General features: G+C 69.5%; 22 protein-coding genes. 7 read left to right on the forward strand and 15 right to left on the reverse strand.

Annotated elements, in window-relative coordinates:
- Window positions 1-63: 63 nt before the first annotated feature.
- The 4 genes from ACX80H_RS02600 to ACX80H_RS02615 form a co-directional block, all read right to left on the reverse strand.
- Window positions 64-648: a hypothetical protein gene (locus ACX80H_RS02600; protein WP_459310847.1), complete on the reverse strand. Its 585-nt coding sequence runs from the start codon at window positions 646-648 to the stop codon at window positions 64-66.
- Between the two features lie 116 nt (window positions 649-764).
- Window positions 765-1,715 (reverse strand): NAD-dependent protein deacetylase, encoded by a 951-nt coding sequence (locus ACX80H_RS02605; RefSeq protein ID WP_459313349.1) that lies wholly within the window; start codon window positions 1,713-1,715, stop codon window positions 765-767.
- Between the two features lie 2 nt (window positions 1,716-1,717).
- Window positions 1,718-2,182 carry a redoxin domain-containing protein gene (locus ACX80H_RS02610; RefSeq protein WP_459310848.1) on the reverse strand — a complete coding sequence of 155 codons (465 nt, stop codon included), beginning with the start codon at window positions 2,180-2,182 and terminating at the stop codon, window positions 1,718-1,720.
- 3 nt (window positions 2,183-2,185) lie between these two features.
- Entirely contained in the window at window positions 2,186-2,605 is a 420-nt protein-coding gene (locus tag ACX80H_RS02615) for a DUF3052 domain-containing protein (protein WP_459310849.1), read from the reverse strand.
- A gap of 354 nt (window positions 2,606-2,959) precedes the next feature.
- On the opposite strand from ACX80H_RS02615, the gene aceE reads away from it, so the two are divergent.
- The 6 genes from aceE (at window position 2,960) to fabF (ending at window position 10,940) form a co-directional block, all read left to right on the forward strand.
- Window positions 2,960-5,713, forward strand: coding sequence for a pyruvate dehydrogenase (acetyl-transferring), homodimeric type (aceE, locus tag ACX80H_RS02620; protein ID WP_459310850.1), 2,754 nt, complete (start codon window positions 2,960-2,962; stop codon window positions 5,711-5,713).
- Between the two features lie 123 nt (window positions 5,714-5,836).
- Window positions 5,837-7,165, forward strand: coding sequence for a PucR family transcriptional regulator (locus ACX80H_RS02625; protein WP_459310851.1), 1,329 nt, complete (start codon window positions 5,837-5,839; stop codon window positions 7,163-7,165).
- A 78-nt stretch (window positions 7,166-7,243) separates the two neighbouring features.
- Entirely contained in the window at window positions 7,244-8,209 is a 966-nt protein-coding gene (locus ACX80H_RS02630) for an ACP S-malonyltransferase (RefSeq protein ID WP_459310852.1), read from the forward strand.
- Complete coding sequence (locus ACX80H_RS02635; protein WP_459310853.1) at window positions 8,206-9,267, forward strand: beta-ketoacyl-ACP synthase III; 1,062 nt, start codon at window positions 8,206-8,208, stop codon at window positions 9,265-9,267. Before ACX80H_RS02630 ends, ACX80H_RS02635 begins: the two co-directional genes overlap by 4 nt.
- Before the next feature lie 76 nt (window positions 9,268-9,343).
- Window positions 9,344-9,589 (forward strand): acyl carrier protein, encoded by a 246-nt coding sequence (locus ACX80H_RS02640; protein WP_087075967.1) that lies wholly within the window; start codon window positions 9,344-9,346, stop codon window positions 9,587-9,589.
- Between the two features lie 115 nt (window positions 9,590-9,704).
- Window positions 9,705-10,940: a beta-ketoacyl-ACP synthase II gene (gene fabF / locus ACX80H_RS02645; protein ID WP_459310854.1), complete on the forward strand. Its 1,236-nt coding sequence runs from the start codon at window positions 9,705-9,707 to the stop codon at window positions 10,938-10,940.
- Window positions 10,941-11,075: 135 nt separating this feature from the next.
- Here fabF and ACX80H_RS02650 read toward each other — a convergent pair whose 3' ends face one another.
- The 6 genes from ACX80H_RS02650 to ACX80H_RS02675 all read right to left on the reverse strand — a co-directional run bounded on the left by ACX80H_RS02650 (window position 11,076) and on the right by ACX80H_RS02675 (window position 16,531).
- The gene (locus ACX80H_RS02650) at window positions 11,076-11,579 is read right to left on the reverse strand and encodes a DUF3145 domain-containing protein (RefSeq protein ID WP_087075971.1); all 504 of its coding nucleotides are present in this window, start codon (window positions 11,577-11,579) and stop codon (window positions 11,076-11,078) included.
- 229 nt (window positions 11,580-11,808) lie between these two features.
- Complete coding sequence (locus ACX80H_RS02655; RefSeq protein WP_459310855.1) at window positions 11,809-12,741, reverse strand: tyrosine recombinase XerC; 933 nt, start codon at window positions 12,739-12,741, stop codon at window positions 11,809-11,811.
- Window positions 12,738-13,469, reverse strand: coding sequence for a methylated-DNA--[protein]-cysteine S-methyltransferase (locus ACX80H_RS02660; RefSeq protein WP_459310856.1), 732 nt, complete (start codon window positions 13,467-13,469; stop codon window positions 12,738-12,740). Before ACX80H_RS02660 ends, ACX80H_RS02655 begins: the two co-directional genes overlap by 4 nt.
- Window positions 13,444-14,634 (reverse strand): DNA-processing protein DprA, encoded by a 1,191-nt coding sequence (gene dprA, locus ACX80H_RS02665; protein ID WP_459310857.1) that lies wholly within the window; start codon window positions 14,632-14,634, stop codon window positions 13,444-13,446. Before dprA ends, ACX80H_RS02660 begins: the two co-directional genes overlap by 26 nt.
- Window positions 14,631-16,127: a YifB family Mg chelatase-like AAA ATPase gene (locus ACX80H_RS02670; protein ID WP_459310858.1), complete on the reverse strand. Its 1,497-nt coding sequence runs from the start codon at window positions 16,125-16,127 to the stop codon at window positions 14,631-14,633. Before ACX80H_RS02670 ends, dprA begins: the two co-directional genes overlap by 4 nt.
- A gap of 38 nt (window positions 16,128-16,165) precedes the next feature.
- Window positions 16,166-16,531: a YraN family protein gene (locus ACX80H_RS02675; protein ID WP_459310859.1), complete on the reverse strand. Its 366-nt coding sequence runs from the start codon at window positions 16,529-16,531 to the stop codon at window positions 16,166-16,168.
- A gap of 232 nt (window positions 16,532-16,763) precedes the next feature.
- On the opposite strand from ACX80H_RS02675, the gene ACX80H_RS02680 reads away from it, so the two are divergent.
- Window positions 16,764-17,063: an Rv3202a family protein gene (locus ACX80H_RS02680; protein ID WP_459310860.1), complete on the forward strand. Its 300-nt coding sequence runs from the start codon at window positions 16,764-16,766 to the stop codon at window positions 17,061-17,063.
- Between the two features lie 40 nt (window positions 17,064-17,103).
- Here the strand turns inward: ACX80H_RS02680 and ACX80H_RS02685 are convergent, their stop codons facing one another.
- From ACX80H_RS02685 to rplS, 5 genes are all read right to left on the reverse strand, one after another.
- On the reverse strand, window positions 17,104-17,427 hold the full coding sequence (locus tag ACX80H_RS02685; RefSeq protein ID WP_087075985.1) for a DUF2469 domain-containing protein: 324 nt from the start codon (window positions 17,425-17,427) through the stop codon (window positions 17,104-17,106).
- Between the two features lie 7 nt (window positions 17,428-17,434).
- Window positions 17,435-18,172 carry a ribonuclease HII gene (rnhB, locus tag ACX80H_RS02690; protein WP_459310861.1) on the reverse strand — a complete coding sequence of 246 codons (738 nt, stop codon included), beginning with the start codon at window positions 18,170-18,172 and terminating at the stop codon, window positions 17,435-17,437.
- Window positions 18,169-19,005 carry a signal peptidase I gene (lepB, locus tag ACX80H_RS02695; RefSeq protein WP_459310862.1) on the reverse strand — a complete coding sequence of 279 codons (837 nt, stop codon included), beginning with the start codon at window positions 19,003-19,005 and terminating at the stop codon, window positions 18,169-18,171. Before lepB (ACX80H_RS02695) ends, rnhB begins: the two co-directional genes overlap by 4 nt.
- Window positions 19,006-19,096: 91 nt before the next feature.
- The gene (gene lepB / locus ACX80H_RS02700; RefSeq protein WP_459310863.1) at window positions 19,097-19,702 is read right to left on the reverse strand and encodes a signal peptidase I; all 606 of its coding nucleotides are present in this window, start codon (window positions 19,700-19,702) and stop codon (window positions 19,097-19,099) included.
- 88 nt (window positions 19,703-19,790) lie between these two features.
- A complete protein-coding gene (rplS, locus tag ACX80H_RS02705) occupies window positions 19,791-20,150 on the reverse strand; it encodes a 50S ribosomal protein L19 (protein ID WP_087075993.1) in 360 nt (119 codons plus the stop codon).
- Between the last annotated feature and the right edge of the window lie 133 nt (window positions 20,151-20,283).

The raw sequence follows: 20,283 nt of genomic DNA on the forward strand, positions 1-20,283 counted from the left end.
AAGCCCCGCAGGTGCCGTACGGCACCTGCGGGGCTTTTTGCATTCCGCGCTCGCGGCGCTCGGCTAGAGCCGGGCCTCCGCGACGCCGACGGGCTTGCCGTCGGAGAAGGTCACCACGTAGTCCTGGCCCATGATGGTCACGGTGCACTGCAGCGCGCCGACGAGCCTGCAGTCATCGCCGGGGCCGGGCGGCGTCTGAGGCTCCTCGAAGATCGGCTCGAGCAGTTCCGGATCGATCCCCGGGGGCGTGGGCTCGTGGAACGGCACGGAGCCCGGCGGGATGCAGGTGTAGGGGTCGGCGGGGTCGGTCCACCAGGCCCCTGCCTCGGTGAGAGGACACTGCGGGTACGGCGGGACGGGCAGCGAGCCGGGCGGGAGGTCGCCACCCATGCCGCTGCCGGGTTGCGCGGGAGCAGGCGCCGGAGGCGTGTCCTCGGGTGCCGGGGAGTCCTGGCCGCCCGTCGCCGGGACCGGATCCGCAACGAGTTCACCGGCGCCACCTGATGGCGCCGGAGCGACAGTATCCGGAACGGCGGAGACGGGAGCGTCCTCCGCAGCCTGCCCCTGATATTCGAGGGCCAGGGGGGCGACGGCCGCAGCCACCACTGTTCCGAGAGCGACCAGCAGAGACCTTGTTGAATGACGCATGTTCCACCCCAGTTGAGAGACCTATGGTCTGAACATACGGCGCAGTCGATGACGGGGAAACAGTGGGCACTACTCGCTTTGCGGGTTGACTACTCGGACCAGCCGGGGGCGGATACTCAGTCCCGCGGAAGTTCGGGCAGCCGCTCGGCGAGGTACGTCAGGGCCTCCGACACGCCTGCCTCGATCTTGAGGGTGGCGAGGTCGTCGCCGCGCGTCCAGCCTCGGTTGATGATGACGGCGGGTTTGCCCGCCTTGACGGCATGCCGCACGAAGCGGAGTCCGCTCATGACCGTCAGGGACGACCCGGCGACCAGCAACGCCCCCGCAGCATCCACCATGGCGTAGGCATCGGCAACACGGCCCTTCGGCACGTTCTCGCCGAAGTAGACGAAGTCGGGCTTCAGCATCCCGCCGCACACCGGGCAGGGTGCCATCACGAAGTCCTCGGTGTCGTCGACATCGGCGTCCGCGTCGGGCGCCACGTCGCCGGCGTCGGACTCCCGCTCGAGGTACCCGGGGTTCAGGTCCTCGAGGATCTCGGCGATGCGCGATCGCGCGAAGGTCGACGCACACTGCAGGCACACGACGCGGTCGAACGTCCCGTGCAGGTCGATGACGTTCACGCTCCCCGCCGAGGAATGAAGCCTGTCGACGTTCTGGGTGATGAGGCCCGACAGCAGGCCCCGCTGCTCCAGTCTCGCCACGGCTGCGTGGCCCGCGTTCGGATCGGCACGGCGCAGATGCCGCCAGCCCACGTGGTTGCGCGCCCAGTACCGGCGGCGGAGCGCCTCGTCGCCCACGAACTGCTGGTAGGTCATGGGATTGCGCGGGACGGACTGCGGGCCGCGGTAGTCGGGGATGCCCGAGTCGGTGCTCAGTCCCGCTCCGGTCAGCGCGGCAAGCCGCAGGCCGCCGAGCAGGTCGACGGCCCGGTCGAGGAGGTCGCGCTCCCCGGGGGCCAGAGGGGCGAGGCCCGACGCCGGTGTCCCGCTCGCGAACCCGGTCAGGCCGAGGCGGGGGTTGGACTCGGGCCCGGGCCCGTCCTGCTCGCGCTTGTCCCCCTCCACCGTCACAGTGCGGCTTCGACCGAGCCCAGCGCTCGCGCGTAGTCGGCGATGGGCCGTCCCTGTCCGTGCGGCGACGACACCACGGCACGCACGGTACCGGAGCCGTCCAGAACGTAGCTGACGCGGTCCGCATACCCGTGGACGGCATCGAAGGCGTCGTAGGCGCGGGTCACCGAGCCATGGGGCCAGAAGTCGGCCAGGAGGTCGAAGGAGATGTCGTTCGCGTCCGCGAAGGCGCGCAGCGTGTACTTGTGGTCGACGGACACCGCGACCAGCCTGACGCCCGCGGCGTCGAACAGGTCGAGGTTCTCCCGGAGCTGGCCGAGTTCATCGGTGCACACGCGGGAGAAGGCGAACGGGAAGAAGACGACGACGGACCCGCCGACGAGCGACGCGCTGTCCACGGTCTCGCCGAACTGGTTGTCGAGCGTGAACCTGGGCGCAGCGGACCCGACCTCGAGTGGCAAGGCCTACTGCTTCCGGCGGCTGACGAGCCGCGTCGCGGCCCATTCCTTGGAGACTCCGGCCGACGACGTCGAGTGCAGACCGGCCGTCGGAGCGGCTTCCTGGACATCCGCTGGAGCGACGTAGCCGGGGCGGCCGGACTTGGGGGTGAAGAGCCACACGACGCCGCCTGCGCCGAGCGATGTCAGGGCGTCCACGAGGGCGTCGACGAGGTCGCCGTCCCCATTGCGCCACCAGAGGATCACACCGTCGACGACGTCCTGGTCATCCTCAGTGAGCAGCTCGGCGCCGATGCCGTCCTCCAGGTCCTCCCGGAAGTCGAAGTCGACGTCGTCGTCGTAGCCGAGTTCCTGAACAAGGTCTCCGCCCTTGAAACCCAACTTGCCTGCCACGTTGACCGCAGTGGCGGCTTCAGCCTCGCTCACTTAGCTCCTCCTGGAAAGACGGGGCTGTCGGCTGACGGGCCCTCGTGTAGATATACATTGCTACCAGCCAACACCCTTATGCGCCAAGCATCAAGCCAGTGCGTCGATTTGCCGCTCCGACGGCCCCGCTACGGCGCCTCCGATGTCCGCACCGAGGACTGGAAGGGGCACGCCCTCGGCGTAATCTGCCCGGTGGCCGCGGTCGCGCTACGCATGGAAGGCCCGGCGGCGATAGAGTGTGGCCTTATATGGCCGCGGTCCAAGCACCGGGGCTTGCATCCCTGTGTGGGCCCACGAGCCGGGCGCAGGCATAAAGCGACACAGACAAGATCTGTGGAAGTGGAGAGATATCGCGTGGCTGCAGAACAAGGTACGGCGGATATTCTGAGCGGTCTGACCGTCGGCAAGCCCGACGGCGATCCGGAAGAGACCGCGGAGTGGATCGAATCCCTCGACCAGCTGATTCGCACCCAGGGCACCGAGCGCGCGCAGTACATCATGCGTTCGCTGCTGCAGCGTGCCGGTGCACAGTCCGTGGGCGTGCCCATGGTCACGACGACGGACTACGTCAACACGATCCCGGCGGACCAGGAGCCCGAGTTCCCCGGTGATGAGGAGATCGAGCGGAAGTACCGCGCATGGATGCGCTGGAACGCCGCCGTCATGGTGCACCGCGCCCAGCGACCGGAGATCGGTGTGGGCGGACACATCTCCACCTACGCGGGCGCGGCGACGCTCTATGAAGTCGGTTTCAACCACTTCTTCAAGGGCAAGGACCACCCCAGCGGCGGGGACCAGATCTTCTTCCAGGGGCACGCGTCCCCGGGCATGTACGCGCGGGCGTACCTCGAGGGCCGCCTCACCGAGGAGGACCTCGACGGCTTCCGGCAGGAGAAGTCGAAGGAGGGGCACGCGCTTTCCTCGTATCCGCATCCGCGCCTGATGCCGGACTTCTGGGAATTCCCGACCGTCTCCATGGGTATCGGGCCCATGAACGCGATCTACCAGGCGCAGTCCAACCGCTACCTGCACAACCGCGGGTTCAAGGACACCTCCGGGCAGCAGGTCTGGGCGTTCCTCGGCGACGGCGAGATGGACGAGCCCGAGTCGCGCGGCCTGCTCCAGCTGGCCGCGAACGAGAAGCTGGACAACCTGAACTTCGTCATCAACTGCAACCTGCAGCGTCTGGACGGACCGGTGCGCGGCAACGGCAAGATCATGCAGGAACTCGAGGCGTTCTTCCGCGGTGCCGGCTGGAACGTCATCAAGGTCGTCTGGGGGCGTGAGTGGGACTCGCTGCTCGAGAAGGACGACTCCGGTGCGCTGGTGGACATCATGAACCAGACTCCCGACGGCGACTACCAGACCTACAAGGCCGAGTCCGGCGGGTTCGTGCGCGATCACTTCTTCGGCAAGTCCCCCGAGGCCAAGGCCATGGTCGAGGACCTCTCGGACGACGAGATCTGGAACCTCAAGCGTGGCGGGCACGACTACCGCAAGGTCTACGCCGCGTACAAGGCCGCCACGGAGTTCAAGGGCAAGCCGACCGTCATCCTCGCCAAGACCGTCAAGGGTTACGGCCTGGGCCCGCACTTCGAGGGCCGCAACGCGACCCACCAGATGAAGAAGCTCACCAACGCCGACCTCAAGGCGTTCCGTGACCACCTGCGCATCCCGGTCACCGACGAGCAGATCGACGACGACCTGTACAACGCGCCGTACTACCACCCGGGCGCCGACGCCCCGGAGATCAAGTACCTGCTCGAGCGCCGCCGCGAGCTCGGCGGTTTCGTGCCGGAGCGCCGCGCCAAGCACACCGACGTCGTGCTGCCCGGCGACAAGGCGTACGAGACGGCCAAACGGGGTTCGGGCAAGCAGGCGGCCGCGACCACCATGGCGTTCGTGCGCATCCTCAAGGACCTCATGCGGGACAAGGAATTCGGCCGGCGCATCGCGCCGATCATCCCGGACGAGGCCCGCACCTTCGGCATGGACGCGTTCTTCCCGACCGCGAAGATCTACAACCCCAACGGCCAGAACTACCTGTCCGTGGACCGGGACCTGGTCCTGGCGTACAAGGAGTCCATCGAGGGCCAGATCCTGCACGCGGGCATCAACGAGGCGGGATCGATGGCGGCCTTCACGGCGACCGGTACCGCCTACGCCACGCAAGGCCAGCCGCTGATCCCGATCTACGTGTTCTACTCGATGTTCGGGTTCCAGCGCACCGGTGACTCCATCTGGGCCGCCGCGGACCAGATGGCCCGCGGGTTCATCATCGGTGCCACCGCCGGACGCACCACGCTCACCGGTGAGGGCCTGCAGCACGCCGACGGGCACTCGCCGATCCTCGCCGCGACCAACCCCGCCGTGATCACCTACGACCCCGCGTTCGGGTACGAGATCGGGCACATCGTCCGCGACGGCCTCAACCGCATGTACGGGGACATCGGCGACAAGCCCGAGTCCTTCCGCAACGTCATGTACTACCTCACCGTGTACAACGAGCCCTTCGTGCAGCCGGCCGAGCCGGAGGAACTGGACGTGACGGGCCTGCTCAAGGGCATCTACCTGCTCAAGCCCGCAAAGGTCGACGGGCCCCGCACGCAGCTGCTCGCCTCCGGCGTGGCCGTCCCCTGGGCCCTCGAGGCCCAGGAGATCCTGGCCAAGGAATGGGGCGTCTCGGCCGATGTGTGGTCCGTGACGTCCTGGAACGAACTGCGCCGCGACGGCCTGGACGCCGAGGAGGAAGCCTTCCTCAACCCGGGCGCCGAGGCACGCAAGCCGTTCATCACCCAGCAGCTCGAGGGAGCGACCGGTCCGATCGTCGCGGTCTCCGACTTCATGAAGGCCGTCCCGGACCAGATCCGCCAGTTCCTCCCGAACGAGTTCGCGACCCTCGGAGCCGACGGCTTCGGCTTCTCGGACACCCGCGCAGCGGCACGCCGGTTCTTCAAGATCGACAGCCACTCCGTCGTCGTCCGGGCGCTCGAGATGCTCGCCCGCCGCGGCGAGGTCGACGCCAACGCGCCCAAGGAAGCCATCGAGAAGTACCGCCTGCTCGACGTGAACGCCGGCACCACCGGCAACACCGGCGGCGACTCCTAGAGGCCCCGCACCACCGCACCACCGGCGACGGCGGACGCAGCTTCGACGCTGCGTCCGCCGTCGCCGTTTTTGTAGCCTTCTCACAAATGGAAGGCGGCCGCACCGAGACCGTATGCTCGGAGGATGCCGCAGCCCGAAGATGATCCCGGTAGCGCCCCGAGGGCGGCCGGAGCGACCAACGCAGGTACAGCTCCCCCGGACCCCGCCACCGTCGAGAAGCTGCGCTCCACGATCGGCTCCCTGTCCACGGCGACCCTGAAGCAGCTCGACGCGGACCTGCCGTGGTACCGCGGGCTCCGCCCGGACGAGCGGTCCGCCCTCGGGATGGTGGCGCAGAAGGGCATTGCCTCCTTCGTCAACTGGTACCAGAAGCCCGTGTCGCCGGAGTGGGTCCTCAGCGATGTCTTCGGTACGGCGCCCACGGAGCTGACGCGATCCATCAGCCTGCAGAAGGCCCTCCAGCTCATCCGCGTGGTGGTGCAGGTGGTCGAGGACCACGTGCCGTTCCTCGCACCCGCGGCCGACCAGGCACCGCTGCGCGAGGCCGTCCTCCGGTACTCCCGCGAGGTCGCCTTCGCCGCAGCGGACGTCTATGCCCGCGCGGCCGAGACCCGGGGGTCATGGGACACGCGCCTCGAGGCGCTGGTGGTCGACGCCATCCTCCGCGGCGAGAGCTCCGATGCGCTGCGCTCCCGCATCGCCGCCGTGGGCTGGAAATCGCAGGCCCGCATCACGGTGATGGTCGGCAGCGCCCCCTCCGAACCGAATGTCGGTTTCCTCAACGAGCTCCGCCGCGTGACCGGGCGCCTCGCGGAGGACGTCCTTGTGGGCATCCAGGGCGAACGGCTCATCCTCGTACTCGGAGGCGTGCGGGACCCCGCGAAGGCCTATCCCAGGATCAGCGAGCTCTTCGGGGACGGCGCCGTCGTGTTCGGCCCGGAGGCGGAGTCGCTGGTCGCCGCCAGCAGTTCCGCCCAGGCCGCCTTCGCCGGGCTCACCGCTGCCCGCGCCTGGCCCGGAGCCCCGCGCCCCGTCTCCTCGGAGGACCTGTGGCCGGAGCGCGTGATGTCGGGGGACGACACGGCCCGGCGCTCGCTCGTGCGCACCATCTACCGCCCGCTCCTGGCCGCGTCCAACGGCCTCGAGCAGACGCTGTCCGCGTACCTCACCCTCGGGCACTCGCTCGAAGCCACCTCGCGGTCACTCTTCGTGCACGCCAACACGGTCCGGTACCGCCTCCGCCGCGTGTGCGACGTGACCGGGTGGGACCCCCTGATCCCCCGGGAGGCGTACGTCCTGCAGACCGCACTGGTCGTCGGGCGCCTCTCCGCTCCGCCGGCCCCGCCCGTCGTCCCGAACGGCGCCTCGGGCCCGGGAAACAGGCGCCCGGTCCGCGCGGAGAGCATCGACAAAGCCTCGCCGGTTCCTCTCGGGCGTCCGAGTGCCTTGTAGACTTCCTACAAAGAGGAACAGCCAGCTTGGTTCAGCCGAACACCCGATAATGCTCCACCTCTTTGGAAAGCTGGAACAGTGCTTGCAATCGCCTGCCCCGGACAGGGCTCACAGACCCCGGGCTTCCTCAGCCCCTGGCTCGACCTTCCGGGAGTAAGGGACCACCTCGAGCGTCTCAGCGACCGGGCCGGCACCGACCTGATCCGGCACGGAACCGTCTCCGACGAGGAGACCATCAAGGACACCGCCGTCGCCCAGCCGCTCATCGTGGCCGCCGGCCTCGTGACAGCCCGCCTCCTCCTCCGGGATTCCCCGCTGACCGCAGCGACCGTCGTGGCGGGACACTCCGTGGGCGAGCTGACGGCGTCGGGCATCGCCGGGGCCCTCTCCGAGGACGACGCCGTCGCCTTCGTCCGGGTCCGCGCCACGGCGATGGCGGAAGCTGCCGCGGCGACACCGACCGGGATGAGCGCGGTCCTGGGCGGTGATCCCGAGGAGGTCGCAGCGCGGCTCGCGGAACTCGGCCTCACCGCCGCGAACGCCAACGGCGGTGGACAGGTGGTCGCAGCGGGAACGCTCGAGCAGCTCGCGGCCCTTTCCGGGAACCCGCCTGCGAAGGCCCGCGTGATCGCACTCAAGGTCGCCGGCGCCTTCCACACCGGCCACATGTCTCCCGCCGTCACGGCGCTCGAGGCACTGAGGCCGTCGCTGGCACCCTCCGACCCGGTCGCCACCCTCATGTCCAACTATGACGGGCAGCCCGTGGCGACCGGCGAGGGCAACCTCGACAGCCTGATCGCGCAGGTATCGCGTCCGGTCCGCTGGGACCTGTGCATGGAATCGATGCAGGGAATGGGCGTCACGGGCATGGTCGAGCTCGCTCCGGCGGGAACGCTGACCGGCCTCGCCAAGCGCGGAATGCGCGGTACGGCAGCACTGGCCGTAAAATCGCCCGAGGACCTGGATGCCGCCCGCAGCTTTCTGCAGGAGCACTCGCGGACCACGGACCTCGATCCGTCCCTTACCCCAGAAGGACCTCAGTGAGCATCACCGCCATCAAGCAAGCCCCCCTCCGCGAGCACACCCGGATCCTCGGCGTCGGCGCCTACCGGCCGGAGATCATCGTCACCAACGACGACGTGTGCCAGTGGATCGACTCTTCCGATGAGTGGATCCGGCAGCGGACCGGCATCGTCACGCGGCACCGCGCTCCGCGCGACGTGAGCGTCATCGACATGGCGGAGGCCGCCTCCCGGGAGGCACTCGCCGCGGCGGGCATCGACGCGTCCCAGCTCGGCGCCGTGCTGGTGTCCACCGTGACCCACCCCTATGCGACGCCGTCGGCCGCCGCGCAGCTGACCGACCGCCTCGGCGCGACGCCCGCTCCCGCGTACGACATCTCGGCCGCCTGTGCCGGCTACTGCTACGGGATCGCCCAGGGCGACGCCCTGGTCCACGCCGGTACCGCCGAGTACGTCCTGGTGGTCGGCGTCGAGAAGCTGTCGGACTTCATCGACAACTCCGACCGCACGATCTCCTTCCTCCTCGGCGACGGTGCGGGCGCCGTCGTCATTGGCCCCGGTGACACTGCAGGCATCGGGCCCTCCGTCTGGGGGTCCGACGGCAGCAAGCACGCCGCGATCCGCATGACGCGCTCCCTGACCGATGTCCGGGACTACGCCGTCGGCGCCGTCGCCACCGACACCGAGCGCGAGCAGGACGTCGACGCCGGCCGCGAGAGCCTGTGGCCGACCATGGTTCAGGACGGGCCGACCGTGTTCCGCTGGGCCGTGTGGGAGATGGCGAAGGTCGCGCAGCGCGCCCTCGACGCCGCCGGCGTCACGGCGGACGACCTCGCGGTGTTCCTCCCCCACCAGGCCAACATCCGTATCATCGATGAGATGGTGAAGCAGCTCAAGCTCCCCGAGCACGTCTACGTGGCACGGGACATCGTGGACGCCGGCAACACCTCCGCCGCCTCGATCCCCCTCGCCATGCATCGCACGCTCCAGGAGCAGCCCTCGCTCAGCGGCAAGCTGGCACTGCAGATCGGTTTCGGCGCCGGCCTCGTCTTCGGGGCGCAGGTCGTCGTCCTCCCCTAGTTTTCAAGCCCAGACCGCGACCGTGCGGTTTGACCATCCCCGCCGGTGCACCGGCACGAACAGAAAAGGAGCCACCATGGCTAGCAACGAAGAAATCCTGACCGGTCTGGCCGAGATCGTCAACGAAGAGACGGGACTCGCACCCGAGTCCGTCGAGATGGACAAGTCCTTCACCGACGACCTCGACATCGACTCCATCTCGATGATGACCATCGTCGTCAACGCCGAGGAGAAGTTCGGCGTGCGCATCCCCGACGAAGAGGTCAAGAACCTGAAGACCGTCGGCGACGCCGTCACCTTCATCTCGGGCGCGCAGGCCTGATTCCTGCCGTTCCCAGCGCTGCGGCCGCTCCCGGTGTTCCCGCCGTGGGCGGCCGTACTCGTCATCCCCTCGCCCCGGTCCTGCCGGCGCACGCCACAGCTTCGAAAGAGTGACCATGCCACGCAAAGTCGTCATCACCGGACTCGGTGCAACCACCCCCATCGGCGGAGACGTCCCCACCATGTGGGCCAACGCCCTCAAGGGAGTGCCGGGCGCACGCACCATCGAGGCCGACTGGGTGCAGGAGTTCGAACTGCCGGTGACCTTCGCCGCCCAGATCGCCACCCCTGCGTCGGAGGTCCTCTCACGGGTCGAGGCCAAGCGCATGGACCCGTCGACGCAGTTCGCCGTCGTCGCCTCCCGTGAGGCCTGGCGCGACTCGGGCATCGAGGAGGTCGACAAGGACCGCCTAGCGGTCGCATTCGCAACGGGCATCGGCGGCGTGTGGACCCTGCTGGACGCCTGGGACACGCTGCGCGAGAAGGGCCCCCGCCGCGTCCTCCCCATGACCGTCCCCATGCTGATGCCCAACGGACCCGCAGCGGCCGTGAGCCTCGACCTCGGTGCGCGCGCCGGTGCGCACACCCCGGTGTCGGCCTGCGCCTCGGGCACGGAAGCCCTGCACCAGGGCCTCGAACTGATCCGCTCCGGCAAGGCCGACGTGGTGGTCTGCGGTGGTGCCGAAGCCGCCATCCACCCGATGCCCATCGCAGCCTTCGCCGCGATGCAGGCGCTGTCCCGCCGGAACGATGAGCCGGAACTGGCCTCGCGTCCCTACGACACCGGCCGGGACGGCTTCGTCATGGGCGAGGGGGCCGGTGCCCTGGTCATCGAGGCCGAGGAGCACGCCCTCGCCCGCGGTGCGCGGATCTACGCAGAGCTGGCGGGCACCGCCGTCACGGCCGACGCGTACCACATCACCGCACCCGACCCCGAGGGGCTCGGGGCCACCCGGGCGCTCAAGGCCGCGCTCTTCGATGCGCGTGCCCAGGCGGAGGACGTCGTCCACGTCAACGCCCACGCGACGTCGACCCCCGTCGGCGACAAGCCCGAGTACACCGCCCTCAAGGCCGCCCTGGGCGGCCGTGTGGACCAGGTCGCGGTCTCCGCGACGAAGTCACAGACCGGTCACCTCCTCGGTGCGTCCGGCGCCGTGGAGGCGGTGATGACCGTGCTGGCCATCCACGACCGGAAGGCACCGCTCACCATCAACCTCGACAATCAGGATCCCGACATCCCGCTCGACGTCGTGACCTCGCCGAGGGACCTCCCCCAGGGGGACATCGTCGCCCTCAGCAATTCCTTCGGCTTCGGCGGGCACAACGCCGTCATCGTGCTCCGCAACGTCTGAGCACCTCCGGACGCAGCGAAAGGCGCCGCCCTTCCGGGCGGCGCCTTTCGTGTGCCGGCGGCTGCCTCGCAGCGCGGGATCCTGCCGGGGCTGGCTATGGACTTCAGCCCGGCCCTGTCGAGTCTTCGGAGACCGTCAGCCGACCTGGTGGAGCCAGCGCACCGGAGCGCCCTCGGCCGCGTGGCGGAAAGGCTCCAGCTCCTCGTCCCAGGACTCCCCGAGTGCGAGGGAGAGTTCATGGTAGACGGCAGCAGGATCGCCGGCGCCCGCCTCATAGGCGTACCGGATCCGGTCCTCGGTCACCATGATGTTGCCGTGGACGTCGGTCGTGGCGTGGAAGATCCCGAGCTCCGGAGTGTGCGACCAGCGGCCGCCGTCGGCGCCCGGGCTCTGCTCCTCGGTGACCTCGTAGCGGAGGTGCGCCCAGCCGCGCAGGGCGGAGGCGAGCTGCGATCCGGAGCCCTGCGGGCCAACCCATGAGAGCTCGGCGCGCAGCATTCCGGGCGCGGCAGGTTGCGCCGTCCACTCCATGTCGATGCGCTTGTCCAGGACAGAGCCGATAGCCCACTCGACATGAGGGCACAACGCAGTAGGGGCCGAGTGCACGTACAAGACACCGCGCGCCATCACAACAGACATTCCATCCTCCATAGCTGTAGGTACGTCTTCCCCAACGACCTTCATATGGCTGACGAAACTGCAACGGATGATGCCAGAGCTTTACGAGACCCACCCGCGCATACCATGCGGGTTCCGTTCCACTAGTGCTCATTCTGCCCGAGAAGCGTGAATTTCGCCACTGCAACCACCCGCCTGCAATGCCCTGCCCTCCCGTCCCGTTCGACACTGGGCCTTCCCTCATGCGGGGTCAGGCCCTGGGGTGGGCCTGCTCGTAGCTTCGGCGGAGGCGTTCCACCGACACGTGCGTGTAGAGCTGCGTGGTGGCGAGGCTCGAGTGCCCGAGGATCTCCTGCACGGCCCTGAGGTCGGCCCCGCCGTCCAGCAGGTGCGTGGCGGCGCTGTGCCGCAGCGCGTGCGGTCCCTGCGCAGCGGTGTCGCCGAGGGCATCGAGGGCGTCCTTGACCTGGGTGCGGACGGCGCGCTGGTCGATGCGTCCGCCCCTGCGGCCCAGGAACAGGGCCGGTCCGCTCTTGTCCGACACCCACTTCGGCCGGCCGCGGCGCAGCCAGTCGTCGAGGGCATGGGCTGCGGGAATCCCGTAGGGCACGGTCCGCTCCTTCGACCCCTTGCCCAGGACCACCAGGGTGCGCCGCTCCGTGTCGACGTCGTCGATGTCGAGGCCGACCAGCTCACCGACCCGGACGCCGGTGCCGTACAGCAGTTCGATCATGGCGCGCCGCTGGAGGCCCGAGGGATCCCCCTGCACTGCCTGCTCGTCGAGGCCCTCGAAGAGGACGTCCGTCTGCGGTCGGCTGAGGACGGCGGGCAGCCTGCTGTTCCGCTTGGGAGCGCGCAGGCGCAGGGCGGGGTTGGCGGGGACCGTCTCCTCACGGACGGCCCAGTCCATGAACGAGCGAACCGATGCCGCACGCCTGGCGATCGTCGACCGGGACAGACCGGCCCCGTCGAGTGCACCCAGCCAGGACCGGAAGTGGCGGAGCTCCAGCTGGTCCAGTGCCGACACCCCCGCCTGTGCAGCGTGGGCGAGGAAGAGCTCGATGTCCGTCCGGTACGCCCGCACCGTATGGGCAGAGCGGTTGCGTTCCCGCGTGAGGTAGTCCGCGAACCCGGAAAGGGCCGCACCGAGCTCGCCTGCAAGCGGAGCGCCACTAGATGTCATGTTTGCCTCCCCTCCCAGTATCCACGCCCAGGGCTCCCTGCCCCTCCAGGACGGGCCACGGCTCTCTCCAGATCGAGGAGCGCCTTCTTCACCTCCGGGCCTGCGGCATAGCCGATGACCGCGCCCGCGCTGCTGACCACACGGTGGCCCGGGACGATGATCGAGACCGGGTTGGCCCTGACCGCCGCGCCGATCGCCCGGCCCATCCGCGGATTGCCCAGCTGCTCCGCCACGTCCCGATAGCTGCGGCATTCCCCGTACGGGATCCGCCGGAGTGCCGCCCAGACGCTCAGCTGGAATGGTGTGCCGGAGAGGTCGATGGGAGTCGTGAAGTCCCGCGCCGAGCCGTCGAAGTAGTCCTTCAGCTCACGGCACGCCTGGAGGAGTACGGCCGCCGTCGACTCCGGCACCGGCGACGCCCGCCCTCCCGGTCCCGGCACGGAGTCCGGGCTGCAAGGAGGGGAACCGGCGTGCCCGAGTAGGGCCGGAGCCGGCGGCGGATGGTGCTCCCCGTGGTACAGGCCGACGATGGCCGTCCCGCGAGCGACCACCCGTAGGAGCCCGAGGGGTGTGTCGATCTCGGCGTGGAACCGCTCGTCCTCCGGGGCGAACCCCCTGCTGCGTGTCATGACGTCCTCCCGGTCGTGCCGTCCGTCGTCGTCCGGCTCCTCGTGTCGTGCCTGCCCGAGCGCCTGCCCGGCCTCAGCCCTTCTGTCGCCGCCAGCCATCGGCCGTCCTCTCGGCCAGGCCGGCCAGTTCGAGGCGTGCGAGACCCCCGATGACGTCCCTCGTGGAGAGGCCTGCGACGCTCGACAGTTTGTCGACCGATGTCGAGGCTCGGACCGGCAGGCCGTCGAGCACCAGCAGATCGGGAATCGTGAGGCCGTCCTGGTCGCGCGCCGGGGACGCTTCCTCCCTGGCCCGGTCCCCCGATTCGCCGCCCAGCGGACCAGCCAGTTCTGCCACGTCGGCGGCATCGGTGACACAGACCGCGGTGCCGTCCCGCAGCAGTCGGTGGCACCCCGCCGAATTGGCCGAGTGGACGGAGCCGGGCACGGCACCCACCGGTCTGCCCAGCCCGCCCGCGTGGTGCGCCGTGTTGAGCGCGCCCGAGCGCCAGCGCGCCTCGACGACCACCGTGACTGCACTGAGGGCCGCGATGAGCCGGTTCCGTTGCAGGAACCTCCATCGGGTCGGGGAGCTGCCGGGCGGGACTTCGGAGATCAGGAGTCCCCGCTCCGCGATCGCACGGAGCAGCTCCTCGTTGCCTGCCGGATAGTACCGGTCCACGCCGGAGGCCAGAAGGGCGATGGTTGCCGGGGCATCACGATCGTCCGTGGTGGCGAGAGCCGCCCGGTGGGCCTGGGCATCGATGCCGTACGCGCCGCCCGACACGACCGTGAAGCCGCGGGTCGTGAGGCCGGACGCCAGCTCGGCCGTCACGGACGAGCCGTAGGTGGTGCTGTCCCGGGAGCCCACGAGAGCGGCCAGGCGCTCGATCCCGGGGACCTGGTGGCGGCCCCGCACCCAGAGGCACAGCGGAGCGGAGACCTGCAGGTCGTCCAGCGCTTCCGGCCACTCCTCGGATTCAGGCACGACCAGTCGTCCGCCCAACCGCGCAAGCGTCGCCAGGTCACGCTCGGGAGCGAGGCCGCCGAGGCGCGGAGCCCAGCGGGCCAGTCCCTCGTCGAGGAGGTTCCTGTGTTCGCCGACGTCCAGTGCTTCGCACAGGTGCCGGGTCAGCTCCTGGCCCGCGGCGATCTCCCTGCGGGCGACGCGCAGGGCATCGACCGGACCGACGATCGAGACCAGCCCGAGGCCGACGGTGTCGGAGGGTTCGAACAGCCTCGACAGTGCTGCCCTGGCCAGACTGCTGCTCGCGGATGCACTCATGCTGCACGCTCCTGCAACCGGAAGCCGAGGGCTGTCACCACATCGTCCGCGTCGGGCCGGGCACGGCCTGCGAGGTCGGACACGGTCCACGCGACGCGCAGGACCCGGTCCCAGCCACACGCGCTGACCAGATTCCTGTCCAGGGCCCTGTCCAGGGATGCCGTCACCGTCCGCGGCAGTGCGAGCTCGCCCCGGAGGATCCGGCCCTGCACCTCAGCATTCGTCGCGTAGTTCCACGGACGCAATCTCTCCCGCTGGGCGCTCCTCGCCGCGGCGACCCGTTCGGCGACACGGGCCGATGTCTCGGCCGGTCGGACGTCGGCATAGTCGGCAAGGCTGACCCGCTGTACCGCGAGCTGCAGGTCGACGCGATCCAGCAGTGGTCCCGAGAGCCGGTTGAAGTACCGCCGGCGCTGCTGGGCCGTGCACCTGCAGTCGATACCCTTGCCGTTGGCAAGCCCGCACGGACAGGGGTTGAGCGCGAGGACGAGCTGGAACCTGGCGGGATAGGACGCGGTTCCGGACGCGCGGTGTAGGACGAGGCGACCGCTCTCCAGCGGTTCACGCAGGGCCTCCAGGACCCGGCGTTCGTACTCGGGCGCCTCGTCGAGGAACAGGATGCCCCGATGCGCCCGCGAGGCGGCGCCGGGCCTCGGGATCCCGCTTCCTCCCCCGATGATGGCGGCAGGCGTCGCGGTGTGGTGGGGGCTCTCGAAGGGCGGCGTGCGGACCAGTTCGCCGCAGTACCCCTCACCGCTCAGGCTGTGGATCGCCGTCACCTCCATCGCGTGGTCGTCCTCGAGCTCCGGCAGGATTCCGGACAGCCGTTCTGCCAGCATCGTCTTCCCCGCCCCGGGTGGGCCGACCATGAGGAGGTGGTGCGCACCGGCGGCTGCGAGCTCCAGCGCGTACCTCGCCTCGTGCTGGCCTGCGATATCGGACAGGTCCCGCAGTGGCACCGCCGGCACTGTCGGCGCGGGAACCTCCTGCCGCGGCACGGGATCCGGCAGCGTGACCTGCGCCCCGTCCGCCCCGAACGCCAGCGCCACCTCTGCGAGCGTGCGGAAGGACCGCACGCCGGCGGCAGGAACCAGAGCGGCCTCGGCGGCGTTCTCCTCCGCGACCACGATGCTGGTGTGCCCCGCCTGCACGGCAGCCATGACGGCGGGCAGGACACCGTGGACGGGACGGAGTTGCCCGTCCAGGCCCAGTTCGGCGAGGAAGACCGTGGACCCGCAGCCCCGGACGTCTCCTGCCGCAGCCAGTGCGGACATGACGATCGCGAGGTCGAAGGCCGAACCGCGCTTGGGCAGGGAGGCCGGTATCAGGTTGACCGTGATCTTGCGGCGGCTGAGCGGGACGCCGGCATTCCGTGCTGCGGCCCGGATGCGGTCCTTCGCCTCGTTGAGCGAGGCGTCGGGCAGGCCGAGCAGCACGAAGGCGGGCAGGGTCTGCCCGATATCGGCCTCGACTTCGACGACGTATCCGTTCATGCCCACCATCGACACCGCGTACGTCCGGCCGAGCACCGTCAGATCACCGCCCGCACGTGCTCGATCCGCGGTGCTCCGGAACCGTCGTCGAGTACGCCCACGGCGTCGATGCGGAATCCGCTGAACCGCAGGTTGTGCGCGCGGGCCCACGTGGACGCGAGCCGGTACAACCTCTCGAGCTTGCTCGCCGTGATCGCCTCCAGCGGCTGCCCGAAGTCGTCCGAGCTGCGCGTCTTCACCTCGACGATCACCAGCGTGGATCCGTCGACCGCGACGAGGTCGATCTCCCCCACCGGGCACCGCCAGTTCCGGTCGACGATTCTCAGGCCCGCCTGCTCGAGGAAGGCTGCCGCCGTTGCCTCTCCGCGGCGCCCCAGCTGATCCTTTGCCACCATGGCATCCACCTCCTCCCCCAGCCTCGGGGAAGCGGCAGACGCACGCCGTGGCGCGGGGAGCTATGTGGACAACACCGGAGCATCCCGCGTGCCGCCCGGAATTTTCCCGACCGGCGGCCCCGCTGCCCGGACGCCGTGGGTCGGGGAAGAAAGCGGTGGCACAGGTCTCCCGCCCCTCGTACCGTGGACAGGAGAAGCGACGTCGACCCGGCGTCGGCCCGGAGGGAGAACGGAGAACACCGTGTCAGAATCCAGTGACATCCTGCGAGGCGGATCCGAGGCGGACCTGCAGGAACAGGAAGCGACCGGACGCCCTGCCGGCGGCGCGGACCGCGCCGGTGCGGGGACGGGCGGGTCGGAGGCGGACCTCCAGGAACAGGGGATGCCCGCGGGATCCGGCGACGACGGCTATGGAGGCGGCATCGCCGGTGAAGGCACGGGCGGATCGGAAGCCGACCGGCTCGAACAGGCAGCAGACGTCCCGCTGGACGGCGACGACGCGTTCCCCTACGGCGGGACGGACGACGACCCGGCGGCGTGAGGGCCGGTCAGCCCCGAGGAGTCAGCCGGCCGAGGGGCGGTCAGCCCAGTGTGCCGTCCTTCGGCAGGGCGATGTCGTCCGACTTCGAGAGCTCCTCGACGTTGACGTCCTTGAATGTGATGACACGGACGTTCTTCACGAACCGCGCTGAACGGTACACGTCCCAGACCCAGGCGTCCTGCAGCGTCAGGTCGAAGTAGACCTCGCCATCGGCCGAGCGCGCCTGCAGGTCCACGTTGTTGGCCAGGTAGAACCGGCGCTCCGTCTCCACGACGTAGCTGAAGAGACCCACGACGTCCCGGTACTCGCGGTAGAGCTGGAGCTCCATGTCGGTTTCGTAGTTTTCAAGATCCTCAGCACTCATTCGACAATCATCCCCCAATTTCCGCGTGTGGCATGCCGGGCCTGTCCTGGCTTCCCAGCCGCCAGGTCTTTCGGTGATACTCGCTGGGCCCCAGGGCATCGATGGCTGCTCGGTGCCCCTCCGTGGCGTACCCCTTGTTCCCGTCCCAGCCGAAGGCGGGGTGGTCGCCGGCCAGGGAGACCATCAGGGCGTCGCGCTCGACCTTGGCCAGGACGCTCGCCGCCGCGACGCTCAGGCACTTCAGGTCCGCCTTGATCCGCGTGTGCACGGGAGCCGTGCAGCCGACGGCGGGTGCCGTGAGACCCTCCCCGCCGTCGAACAGGACGCCCTGGGGCCGGGTGGAGAGCCAGTCGTGGTTGCCGTCGAGGATGACGGCATCGGGCGTCACGGTGTCGAGGACCGCGGCCCAGGCGCGGCTGCCCGCGGTCCGCAGTGCGGCCATCAGCCCCAGCGCGTCGATCTCGGCGGCCGATGCGTGCCCTACGGCGGAGGCCGCGGACCAGCGCCGGATGCGCGGCACGAGTGCCTGGCGCTCGGCCGGCAGGAGGAGCTTGCTGTCGCGGACGCCCCGCAGGCCCGGAACCGCATCGAGGTCGACGACGACGACGCCGACCGAGACGGGGCCGGCCAGCGCTCCCCTGCCCACCTCGTCGCACCCGGCGATGTAGCGGTGGCCGTCCACGGCGAAGGACTTCTCGAAGCTCAGGGTGGGAGCGGAGGAGCGTTTCTTCCGGAGGGCCGTCATGATCCGGTAGGGGTGGGTTGCGCTGAGCGCTCGGGATCGGGGATGCCGTCGAACACGTCCGGGTGGTTGCCGAGGAAGCCGATGCGGTCCAGCGGCCAGGCGATGACGGCGGCCCTGCCCTCGATGTCCTCGACGTCGACGAAGCCCTCACCGGGCTTGTCGCGGTTGGCCCGGGAGTCCGCGGACGCGTTGCGGTGGTCTCCCATGACCCACACCTTGCCCTCGGGCACGACGACGTCGAACGGGAGGTCCGACGGATTGGCGCCGGGGAAGAGGTAGGGCTCCACCAGGGGTTCCCCGTTGACGGTGATGCGGCCCTCGGCGTCGCAGCAGATGACGTGGTCGCCGGGGAGTCCGATGACGCGCTTCACGAGGTGCTGCTGCGACTCGTCGGGGGCGAGCCCGACGAAGATGAGCGCTTCCTTGAACCAGCTCACACTGGCTTCCGGCTGCGGCGGGAGCCAGCCCTTGGTGTCCCGGAAGACGACGATGTCGCCGTGCTGCAGGTCGAAGGGCTGCGGCACGAGCTGGTTCACGAAGATCCGGTCGTCGATCTCGAGGGTCTCCTCCATGGAGCCGGACGGGATGAAGAACGCGCGGAACAGGAAGGTCTTGATGAGGAAGGACAGCACCAGGGCGATCACGACGATCGTCCCGATCTCCTTCAGCCACGCCCCGAAGCCTCGGTCGGAGTCCTTCGCGTCCCGTTTCGGGGCCCGCTTCCGGTCCCGCATCCTGTCGGCGGACGGATCGTCCCCGGCGTCGGGATCGGGATCGAACGAGTGTGCTGCGGGAGCCCCCGCGGCCGACTTCCTGCGGAAGCTCCGTGCCATGTACTGGTGTCCTCTGTGGTCGTGGTGCCCGGCGGCGACCCACCGAAGGGAGTCCCGCTGGTGCGGCATCCGCGCCGCTGGGCCGGTCTATTCAGCCGACCGGCCTGGTGATCGGAGCATACCTGTCAAGTGGCCAGACTAGCTGAAAGGCCCGTCCGATGATGCGATCCTCGGCGACGAGGCCTCCGCCGGCTGCGCCGAGCAGCGATCGGGAGTCCATGGAGGCCGAGCGGTGGTCCCCGAGGAGCCAGATCCGCCCTTCGGGAACGACGACGTCGAAGTCGAGGTCACTCGCCGCATCCCCCGGATGGACGTACGGCTCGTCGACGGGGTTCCCGTTGAGGGTCAGATGCCCGTCGGCGGAGCAGCAGGCCACCCGGTCCCCGCCGATGCCGATCACGCGCTTGACGTAGACCGTGTCGCTCCCCGCCAGCCCGAGCCACTGGGCAGCGCCGGCGACCAGGCGTTCCGGGATGCCGCGCGGATCGGTGATGGGGTCGAAGGACCCGCGGCCGTCGAAGACGACGACGTCCCCGCGCTGCACAGTGCCATCGGTGTCCTCGACCTTGCTGACGAGCACCCGGTCGCCTTCCCTGAGCAGGGGCTCCATGGAGGCTGACGGGATGAAATAGACGTCGACGAGGAAACCGCGCACGAGCCCGGTGAGGAGGGCTGCGACGAGGACGGCGGAGAACACGAAACGCCAGCCCGCACAGCGGGACCGGCGTTTCGTGTGCTCTCCAGCCGGAAGCTGGGAAGCGGGGGTTTCATGCACCTTCAGGGGGTTACTTGACCGTCTTGGGGTCGCGCTTCTCCTTGATCTTGGCTGCCTTGCCGCGCAGTTCGCGCATGTAGTACAGCTTGGCGCGGCGCACATCGCCCTTGGAGACGACCTCGATCTTGTCGAGGACCGGGCTGTGGACGGGGAACGTACGCTCCACGCCGACACCGAAGCTCACCTTGCGGACCGTGAAGGTCTCGCGGATGCCGTCACCCTGGCGGCCGACGACGAAGCCCTTGAAGATCTGAACACGGGTGTTCTTGCCTTCGATGATGTTGACGTGGACGTTGACGGTGTCGCCGGCGCGGAAGTCGGGGACGTTGTCGCGGAAGGATCCGGCGTCGACGGAATCGAGAATATGCATACTGATACTCCTGGTGAACGCCACAGGTCATTCACGTTGGTCACGGCGGGCAAGGACAGGGCGCGAGGCCCGGGCAATGCCGCCGAAGCAGGGTTCCGGCCGATCCGGAGATTCGGTGGCCGGTGTGGGACTG

It is taken from the genome of Arthrobacter pasteuri, from assembly GCF_054510955.1.

Coding starts and splice junctions, on each gene's coding strand:
- ACX80H_RS02600 (WP_459310847.1), bottom strand. CDS start 648: ATGCGTCATTCAACAAGGTCTCTGCTGGTCGCTCTCGGAACAGTGGTG.
- ACX80H_RS02625 (WP_459310851.1), top strand. CDS start 5,837: ATGCCGCAGCCCGAAGATGATCCCGGTAGCGCCCCGAGGGCGGCCGGA.
- ACX80H_RS02640 (WP_087075967.1), top strand. CDS start 9,344: ATGGCTAGCAACGAAGAAATCCTGACCGGTCTGGCCGAGATCGTCAAC.
- fabF (WP_459310854.1), top strand. CDS start 9,705: ATGCCACGCAAAGTCGTCATCACCGGACTCGGTGCAACCACCCCCATC.
- ACX80H_RS02650 (WP_087075971.1), bottom strand. CDS start 11,579: ATGTCTGTTGTGATGGCGCGCGGTGTCTTGTACGTGCACTCGGCCCCT.
- ACX80H_RS02655 (WP_459310855.1), bottom strand. CDS start 12,741: ATGACATCTAGTGGCGCTCCGCTTGCAGGCGAGCTCGGTGCGGCCCTT.
- ACX80H_RS02660 (WP_459310856.1), bottom strand. CDS start 13,469: ATGGCTGGCGGCGACAGAAGGGCTGAGGCCGGGCAGGCGCTCGGGCAG.
- dprA (WP_459310857.1), bottom strand. CDS start 14,634: ATGAGTGCATCCGCGAGCAGCAGTCTGGCCAGGGCAGCACTGTCGAGG.
- ACX80H_RS02670 (WP_459310858.1), bottom strand. CDS start 16,127: ATGAACGGATACGTCGTCGAAGTCGAGGCCGATATCGGGCAGACCCTG.
- ACX80H_RS02685 (WP_087075985.1), bottom strand. CDS start 17,427: ATGAGTGCTGAGGATCTTGAAAACTACGAAACCGACATGGAGCTCCAG.
- rnhB (WP_459310861.1), bottom strand. CDS start 18,172: ATGACGGCCCTCCGGAAGAAACGCTCCTCCGCTCCCACCCTGAGCTTC.
- lepB (WP_459310862.1), bottom strand. CDS start 19,005: ATGGCACGGAGCTTCCGCAGGAAGTCGGCCGCGGGGGCTCCCGCAGCA.
- rplS (WP_087075993.1), bottom strand. CDS start 20,150: ATGCATATTCTCGATTCCGTCGACGCCGGATCCTTCCGCGACAACGTC.